The 9,127-nt window shown below is 61.5% G+C and carries 5 protein-coding genes; 2 read left to right on the forward strand and 3 right to left on the reverse strand.

Translation table 11 applies throughout. The features are described 5' to 3' along the window. Together WCA53_RS20415 and WCA53_RS20420 are read left to right on the forward strand one after the other, a co-directional pair. Positions 1-2,669, forward strand: a 2,669-nt coding sequence (locus WCA53_RS20415; protein WP_423914908.1) for an autotransporter-associated beta strand repeat-containing protein, incomplete at its 5' end; no start/stop codon positions are given. A gap of 96 nt (positions 2,670-2,765) precedes the next feature. Further along, entirely contained in the window at positions 2,766-5,855 is a 3,090-nt protein-coding gene (locus tag WCA53_RS20420) for an autotransporter outer membrane beta-barrel domain-containing protein (protein WP_423914910.1), read from the forward strand. Between the two features lie 202 nt (positions 5,856-6,057). Here WCA53_RS20420 and WCA53_RS20425 read toward each other — a convergent pair whose 3' ends face one another. The 3 genes from WCA53_RS20425 to WCA53_RS20435 all read right to left on the reverse strand — a co-directional run bounded on the left by WCA53_RS20425 (position 6,058) and on the right by WCA53_RS20435 (position 9,045). Beyond that, a complete protein-coding gene (locus WCA53_RS20425) occupies positions 6,058-7,176 on the reverse strand; it encodes an ABC transporter ATP-binding protein (RefSeq protein ID WP_423914912.1) in 1,119 nt (372 codons plus the stop codon). Between the two features lie 98 nt (positions 7,177-7,274). Continuing rightward, positions 7,275-8,132 (reverse strand): carbohydrate ABC transporter permease, encoded by an 858-nt coding sequence (locus WCA53_RS20430; protein ID WP_423914915.1) that lies wholly within the window; start codon positions 8,130-8,132, stop codon positions 7,275-7,277. Next, positions 8,122-9,045: a carbohydrate ABC transporter permease gene (locus WCA53_RS20435; RefSeq protein ID WP_423914918.1), complete on the reverse strand. Its 924-nt coding sequence runs from the start codon at positions 9,043-9,045 to the stop codon at positions 8,122-8,124. The genes WCA53_RS20430 and WCA53_RS20435 overlap by 11 nt, the downstream gene beginning before the upstream one ends. Positions 9,046-9,127: the final 82 nt, after the last annotated feature.

Below are 9,127 nucleotides of genomic sequence, written 5' to 3' on the forward strand. Positions count from 1 at the left end.
GCACCACCACGCTTACCGGCAACAATACCTACAGCGGCGGCACCACCGTGGCGGCGGGCCGGCTCAACGTGGACGGCGCCATAGCAGGCGATGTGCAGGTCGACACCGGCGCCACCCTGGGCGGCGATGGCACAGTCGGTGGGATCGCCAACCTTGCAAGCGGAGCACATCTGGCCCCGGGCGCCAGCCCGGGAACGTTGACCGTCGGCGGCCTGTTGCTCAACGGCGGCTCGTTCCTCGACTACGACCTGGGCACGCCCAACGTTATTGGTGGCGCCACCAACGACCTCGTCGATGTCACTGGCAACCTGACCCTGGCAGGCACCCTGAACGTCACCAACTCCGGCAATTTCGGCAGCGGCGTGTACCGCCTGATGAACTACGGCGGCGCGCTGACCAACAACGGCCTGGCGATCGGCGCCCAACCAGCCGGCTTTGCGCCCGCCGACTTCCTGCTTCAGACCAGCCAGGCCAACCAGGTCAACCTTATTGCGCAAGCCGGTGGCTTCGCCAATCAGTTCTGGGACGGTGCGCAAACCGTGGGCAACGGTGTGATCGACGGCGGCACCGGCACCTGGAACACTGCGACCACCCACTGGACCGGTGCCAACGGTGCGGTCAACGCGCCGTGGCAGACCAATAGCTTTGCCATTTTCCAGGGCACGCCGGGCATCGTGACGGTGGACAACAGCGCGGGCGCGGTGCAACTGGGCGGTGCGCAGTTCGTGGTCACCGGCTACACCGTCACCGGCCAGCCCCTGACGGTCGCGACACCCGGCACAGTCATCCGCGTAGGCGACGGCAGTGCCGCTGGCGCGGCTACGACTGCCACGATTGCCTCCGTCATCCAGGGCAACGGCGGGCTGGACAAGACGGACCTGGGCACACTGGTGCTCACCGGCAACGACACTTACAGCGGCGGCACCACCATCAGCGGCGGCACTTTGCAGTTGGGAAATGGCGGCACCTCAGGCTCGGTCATCGGCGGCATTCTTGATAACGCGACACTCGCGTTCAATCGCAGCGACGCGGTGACCTTTGCGAATGGTGTCAGCGGCACAGGTTCGCTGACGCAAGCAGGCAGCGGCACCACTATCCTCACCGGCACCAACACCTACACCTTCACCGGCGGCACCTACGTCAATGCCGGCACGCTGCAACTCACGGGTACAGGCGCCATCGGCAGCGGGGCGGTCAACATCGCCAGCACCGGCCAATTCTTGCTCACCCCTGCCAGCGGCAACTACCGGTTCAATAACGCGCTCACCGGCAGTGGCGCGCTCATCGCCACGCTCGGCAGCGCCGCCGACACCCTCAACTTCGGCGCCGCCGTAGGCAGTGCTTTCACCGGTAACGTCACGCTTAACCAGAGCAATTTTGCGCTCGGCGGCACGAACACCACGGCACTCACGAATGCCACGCTGCAACTGAACAGCGGCAACACGACCACCGTCGATGCAGGTGCCCAGGCCATCGGCGATCTGACTCTGAACGGCAATACGCTGATCTTCGCGAACCTGCCGTCCGGCACCCTCAGCACGGGCGCACTCACGCTCAATAGCGGCACTGTACGCATCGACCCCGGCAGCATGATCAGCCTCGCCGGCTCACTGCTCACTCAGGACGACGGCGTCAACAGGCAACTGATCAGCGCCACGAGTGTCAACGGCAGCGCAGCCAACCTTGCACTCACCGATCTGGCCGGCAACCCGCTCACCACCGTGGCAGTGAATATTGCGCAAGACGGCAATACCGTAGCCATTGGCACTTACAGCTTCACGCTGAACACCCAGGCTAACACGGGGCTCTATGCTGGCTATGGCCTGAGCCAGCTCGACTTGCAAGCCGGCCAAACGCTCACGCTCTCGGGCGACACCCCCACCCCGGCCGGGGCCGCCGATATGACAGCGCGCATCACCGGCAGCGGCGCGCTCGACATCAATGCGACCAACAGCATCACCCTGACCAACGCCGCCAATGTCTACACCGGCGCGACCACCGTCAGCGGTGGCACGCTGGTGCTCGGCAGCAACGGGGCGCTGGGCGACACTGCGTTACTCGCTCTGAATGCGGGAACGACCGCCGATATCAACGGCAAGACTCAGGCAATTGGGACGCTCGGTGGTACCGGCACGCTGAATATCGATGCCGGTAATCTCACGATTAATAGCGGCGGCGCCTTTAGTGGTGTGATCAGCGGCACCCGTGGTGCATTGAACGCCAACGGCGGCGCGCTGATTCTCACAGGCGACAGCACTTACACCGGCGGCACGACGATCAACGCGGGCACCCTGCAAATAGGTAATGGCGGGACCGTGGGCAGCTATGCGGGCAACATCGCGGACAACGCGGCTCTGGCGTTCAACCGCAGCGACACCGCGACTTATGGCGGCGTAGTCAGCGGCCCCGGCTCACTGACCCAGCAAGGCAGCGGCACGACCGTGCTCACGGGCGGCAACACCTACACCGGCGGCACCACGATCAGCGCCGGTACGCTGCAACTGGGTAATGGTGGAAACACAGGCTCAGTGGCCGGCAACATCATCGACAACGCGGCCTTGGCGTTTAACCGCAGCGGTACCGCGACTTATGGCGGCGTAGTCAGCGGCTTTGGCTCACTGACCCAGCAAGGCAGCGGCACGACCGTGCTCACGGGCGGCAACACGTAAACCGGCGGCACCACGGTCAGCGCCGGTACGCTGCAACTCAGTGGCACGGGCGCAATCGGCAGCGGCCAGGTCAATCTCGCCAGTGCCGGTACCCTGATGATCAGCAGTCCCGCCAGCAGCAATTACACCTTCACCAACGCATTGACCGGCAGCGGTGTCGTGCAGGCCATCCTCGGTAACAGCACTAACGCTTTCACCCTGGGCAATACGGTTGGCAGCGCCTTCACGGGAACTATCGCCATTGGCGGTGGCACCTTCGCGCTGGACAACAACGCTCAGAGCGCCATGCCGGACGCCACGCTGCGCCTGGACACCGGCGGCCTTGCCCAGATCAACGCCAATCGCACTATTGGCAACCTCAACTTCAACGGCGGTACGTTCCAGATCACCAGCACCGGCTTCATCCCCGACGGTAAGCTCACCGTCGGCAACCTGAACGTAACCGGCGGCACCGTCGCCGTCGGCATTCCCAGTGACTTCCCGGTTCATCCGTTACCCTCGCAACCCTCGCTGTTCGATCAGGACGAAAACATCGAACAGCAACTTATCGCCGCCACCGGCACCGTCAGTGGCGCCGCCGCCGGTTCGCTGCTCCCGCTCACCAAGTTCGATGGCACCCCCGTCGCCGCTCCGCAGAATGTCACGCTCAGCGAAAATGGCGTTTCCGTCGCTATCGCCACCTACAATTACGCGGCCAATGTACTGTCTGGCGCCAACGCCGGCATATGGCTCGGCTATGACCTTCTGCAACTCGACCTGCAATCCAGTCAGACGCTGGAACTGACCAACGCCAACGCCATCGACAACACCCTGATCGCCAGGATCACCGGCAGCGGCAACCTTTTCATCGATGCAGTCAACACCGCCATTCTCGCCAACGCCACCAACGACTACATCGGCACGACCACCCTCAATAGCGGCACGCTCGTACTCGGCAGCAACAACGCCTTGGGCCGCACGGTATTACTCGACGTGGCTGCGCGCGCGACCGCTGATATCAACGGCAAAACCCAGGCGATCGGCGCGCTGGGCGGAGCGGGTGCACTCAATATCGATGCAGGCAATCTGACGATAAACAACGGCGGCGCTTTTAGTGGCGTTATCAGCGGCACCAGTGGAGCACTGAACGCAAGCGGGGGCACGCTGATCCTCAGCGGCGACAACACCTACACGGGTGGCACCACGATCAACGCGGGAACGTTGCAAATCGGCGATGGCGGAACCATCGGCGGCTATGCGGGCAATATTGTGGATAACGCTGCATTGGCGTTTAACCGCAGTGATGCCACGACCTATGGTGGAGTAGTCAGCGGCGCGGGCTCGCTAACCCAGCAAGGCAGCGGCGCATTGATCCTGACGGGCAACAATACCTACACGGGCGGAACCGCGATCAGCGCGGGCACCTTGCAACTTGGCAACGGTGGAACCGCCGGCAACATCGTCGGTGATGTTAGTAACCATGGAATGCTGGCATTCGATCGTTCGGACAGCCTGGTCTTTGACGGAACCATTAGTGGCCCCGGATCGGTCATGCAGGCCGGCAGCGGCACGGTGCTGTTCAATGGCGTGCAACCTTATAGCGGCACGACCCTCATCAATGCGGGCACCCTGGCGATCGGAGATGCATCTCATACCGGCGCCGAATTAGCCGGCGGCGGGCTGGTCACAGTAGGTTCCGCAGGCTCACTGGGCGGATACGGCAAAGTCACAGGATCGGTTATCAACAAAGGTTTGATTGCCGTAGGCAATGCGCTTCCTGCGTTCGCCAATGGCCCGGATGCCAGCTTCACTATCGCGGGAAATCTCGACAATAGCGGCACCGTTACGATGTCCAATGGCATGGTCGGTGACCGTATGTTCACGGGGGGAACGTACACCTCGAACGGCGGCAAAGTCCTGATCGATACCGTTCTGAACCAGGGCGGAGCGGCGTCGAACTCTGATTTGCTCGTGGTGGGCAGCACCGCCGTTGGAGCGAAGGGCGCGACGCAGCTAGTGGTGACGAACGTGGGCGGCGCCGGCGCGACCACAATTGATAATGGCATCATGGTGGTACAGGTTCAGGACCCCGCGCATTCAGCAACGGGCGCCTTCTCGTTAAGCGGGCGCGCAGTGGCGGGTCCATACGAATATCAACTGTTCCAGGGCGGCGCAGAGGTTTCAGATGGCAACTGGTACCTGCGCTCCGAGAGCGAACCTACGCCTCCCGCACCACCTACGCCTCCCGCTCCACCGCAGCCACTATTCCGGCCGGAAGTGGCGGCTTACCTGGCCAACCAGCACGTGGCCGGGGAGATGTTCGTTCACAGCCTGGACGACCGCGATAGCGGATCCTCGCAAACTTCGGGGAGTGGAACGAGCGGTCCCGGTTCTGTCTGGCTTCGTGTGCAAGGAGGCAACGAAGGCAGCAACAGCCGCGATGGCACGTTCAACGTGAACACCGATTCGTTCCTGATGCAAGGAGGGGGCGACGTAGTGCAGAACAAGCTGACCGCCAATGCCGATCTCCTGCATCTTGGACTGATGGGTACTTACGAGACCGCCCGGAGCAACGTGCAGGCCGCCGGCAACCCGGCGCAAGCAAGCGGCAACGTGGCCGGCTATAGCGTCGGGGCCTATGGAACCTGGTACGAGAATGAAGCGAGCCGGCTTGGCGCTTACGCTGACACCTCGCTCCAATATGGCTGGTTCAACAACAGCGTCGAGGGCGACGAGTTACCCACGGTGAACTACAACGCGCACGGCTGGGCGGCGTCGGGCGAGTTGGGCTATGCATTGCCGCTGATTAACGAGTGGGTGTTCGAGTCGCAAGGCCAACTGCTTTATGTGGACTATCATCAGAATTCGCTGGCCGAACCGAACGGCACGCAGGTGGATGGCGCGAGCTCCAGCGGCGCCATCGCCCGGCTGGGGCTACGCCTGCAACGCAATTTTGAGCGTACCGCTGGCGAGAAGATGCAGTTCTACGCAACGGCCAACTGGTGGCACGCGAGCACGAGCAGCACCATCTCATTCGACCAAGTGCCGGTCGGCAGTCTGTACCCCGCCAATCGCTATGAGGCGAAGCTGGGACTGAATGGGGACCTCGGAAAGAACTGGAGCGCCTGGAGCAACGTCAGCGGTGCATGGGGCGCGCAGCGCTATCACGCGTATGTCGTGCGTCTTGGGCTTAAGTACGGGTGGTGATGTGTCAACCCGCGCGGATTGCGGGTCACTGGGTCAAGATCGACGATCCTGTACACGAGAATACGTTTTGAACGCAAATCCGTGAACGAACGAAGGGCCGCGTAAGCGGCCCTTCGTTCGTTCTGCGGAGAAAATGAACCGCGCGTTCAAGGCTCAAGCGTGATGCATTCTCGCGCGGCTTTTTCCCGTTGGATGAGAACCTTCAAGCCAGCCGTTCTTCCGTCTTCGAATCGAACAACACGGCCTTCGATACATCGAACAACAGCGTCATGTTCGTCAGCGGCTGCGGGTTCGAGGCCGGGTGCACGCGGCTCACCACGCGCTTGCCGTTCACCTGCGTGAATACCAGCGTATCGGGGCCCGTAGGCTCGATCACGTCGATCTTCACCTCGATTGGCTGCAGGCGAGCGTCTTCCACATTATGTGCACTGCGAGCATCCGTGATCCGTTCCGGACGCAAGCCGAGAATCACGTTCTGACCGATCTTGCCGCGGACCGCAGCCGCATCGAAAGGCAGGGTCAGCACCGTGCGCGACGCGCCCGTGTCAATCTCCAATCCCACGCCCGAGCCCGCATCAACCAGCTTTCCTTCGATAAAATTCATCGGCGGCGCGCCAATAAAACCGGCCACGAACAGGTTCGCCGGCGAATCGTAGATATCCTGCGGCGCGCCAAATTGTTGCACCACGCCATCCTTCATCACCGCGATCCGGTCGCCCAGCGTCATCGCCTCAATCTGATCGTGGGTGACGTACACGATCGTCGTGCCCAGGCGCTGATGCAGCAGCTTGATCTCGGAACGCATTTCGATACGCAGCTTCGCATCGAGGTTCGACAGCGGTTCGTCGAAAAGAAACATCACGGGGTCTCGTGCCAAGGCACGGCCCATCGCAACGCGCTGGCGCTGGCCGCCCGACAACTGGCCGGGCTTGCGGTCGAGCAAGTGCTGGATCTGCAGCGTGTCGGACACACGCGTCACGATCGCCTTCTGCTCGTCCTTCGGCACCTTGCGAATATGCAGGCCGAACGAGATGTTCTCGCGCACCGTCATGGAAGGGTAGAGCGCGTACGACTGGAACACCATCGCAATGTCGCGGTCCTTCGGCGAGAGGTTGTTCACCGTCTTGCCGTCGATCATGATGTCGCCCTTCGTCACTGTTTCCAGCCCGGCGATCATGTTGAGCAGCGTGGACTTCCCGCAACCCGAACCGCCGACCAGGATCAGGAACTGGCCGTCTTCAATATCTATGTTGACGCCCTTCAGAACGGGTACGCCGTTCGCATAAGTCTTGTACACGTCACGGATGGAAAGGCTTGCCATGCTGTGATTCCTTTTATGTTTCTGCGCCGGATTGATCTTTTCCCGCGCGTCATGTTGATCGTCTTCCGCGGGCGCCCGCCTGGGCGCCGCGCGCGAAATCAGCCCTTCACCGCGCCTGCCGTCAGGCCGCGCACGAAGAACCGGCCAGCAACCATGTAGACGACCAAGGTGGGCAGGGCGGCGATGATCGCGCCAGCCATGTCGACGTTGTATTCCTTCACGCCGGTCGACGTATTGACCAGGTTGTTCAGGGCCACCGTGATCGGCATCGAGTCGACGCCGGAAAACACGATCCCGAACAAGAAGTCATTCCAGATCTGCGTGAATTGCCATATCAGGCACACCATGAAGATCGGCAGCGAAACCGGCAGCAGGATCTTCGTGAAAATCATGAAGAAACCCGCTCCATCGATACGCGCCGCCTTCACGAGTTCCGCCGGAATGCTCACGTAGAAATTGCGGAAGAACATGGTGGTGAACGCAATGCCGTACACCACGTGAACGAGCACCAGGCCGGTCGTCGTATTCGCGAGTCCCAACATGCCTTGCAAACGCGCCATCGGCAGGAGAATGGCCTGGAACGGGATGAAGCAGCCGACCAGCAGCAAGGTGAACACCGCGTCCGCGCCACGGAAACGCCAGTGCGTGAGCACATAACCGTTGAAGGCGCCGACTATCGATGAAATCAGCACGGCTGGAATCACCATGCGCACCGAGTTGAAGAAGAACGGTTCCATGCCGTCGCAGCGCACGCCGGTACACGCTTGCGACCACGCCTTGATCCACGGCGCGAAGGTGAAGTGCGTCGGTGGCGTAAGCAGGTTGCCTTGGCGCAACTGGTCGAGGTCCTTGAAGGACGTCGAGAGCATCACGTAGATCGGGAACAAGAAGTACAGGGCAAACAGGATCAGGGCCGCATAGATGACGGCGCGGCTGATCGTCATCTTAGATTCCATTGCGGGTGCTCCTCGATTCCAGGTACATGAGCGGCACGAGCACGGCGACGACAGTGGCGAGCATCATCATTGACGAGGCTGCGCCCACGCCGAGTTGGCCCCGGTTGAACGAAAACGTGTACATGAACATGGCCGGCAGCGACGACGACGTGCCCGGACCGCCAGCGGTCAATGCAACGACGAGGTCGAAGGTCTTGATGGTGATGTGGCAGAGAATCAGCAGCACGGAGAAGAACACCGGCCGCATGCTCGGAATGACGATCTTGCGATAAATCCGCGGCAGGGACGCGCCGTCCATCTGCGCCGCCTTGAAGATTTCCGCATCGACGCCACGCAAGCCGGCTAGAAACAACGCCATGACAAACCCGGTGGATTGCCACACCGCCGCGATCACGACGCAGAAGATGGCTTTATCGGGGTTTCCTAGCCAGTCGAACGAAAAGCTTGTCCAGCCCCAGTCGTGAAAGACCTTTTCCAGTCCCAGGCCGGGGTTCAATATCCATTGCCATGCGGTGCCCGTCACGATGAACGACAACGCCATCGGATACAGGAAAATTGCGCGCAGCGCGCCTTCATTGCGGATTTTCTGGTCGAGGAGGATGGCGAGAAACAGCCCGAGCCCAACGCAGATCGCAATGAAAGGAACGCCGAACCAACCGAGATTCGCAGCGGACGTCCACCAGACGTCGTTCGCGAACAATTCGGTGTAGCGCTGGAAGCCGACGAATTCGTAGCGCGGCATCAGGCGCGAATTCGTCAGTGACAAATAGCCGGTGATAATGATAAAGCCGTACACGAACACCAGCGCAATCAACACGCTGGGTGCAAGCACGAGCTTCGGAATATAAGTATCGGCTAGCGCCGCCAGGGGCGACGTGCGACGGGGCGGAGTGCGCGAGGTCTTTTCCGCGATACCACTAGGGGAGGCAGCCACTGCTCGACTCCTGAAAATTTACCGGCAAGAGTCTCAGGCCGGAACGGTAATACAACAATCG

The organism is Caballeronia sp. (genome assembly GCF_049581465.1).
In the GTDB taxonomy this organism is placed as follows: domain Bacteria; phylum Pseudomonadota; class Gammaproteobacteria; order Burkholderiales; family Burkholderiaceae; genus Caballeronia.

Excerpts from the sequence above, each read along its gene's own strand:
- WCA53_RS20430 (WP_423914915.1), bottom strand. The coding sequence starts at position 8,132 with ATGGAATCTAAGATGACGATCAGCCGCGCCGTCATCTATGCGGCCCTG.
- WCA53_RS20425 (WP_423914912.1), bottom strand. The coding sequence starts at position 7,176 with ATGGCAAGCCTTTCCATCCGTGACGTGTACAAGACTTATGCGAACGGC.
- WCA53_RS20420 (WP_423914910.1), top strand. The coding sequence starts at position 2,766 with ATGATCAGCAGTCCCGCCAGCAGCAATTACACCTTCACCAACGCATTG.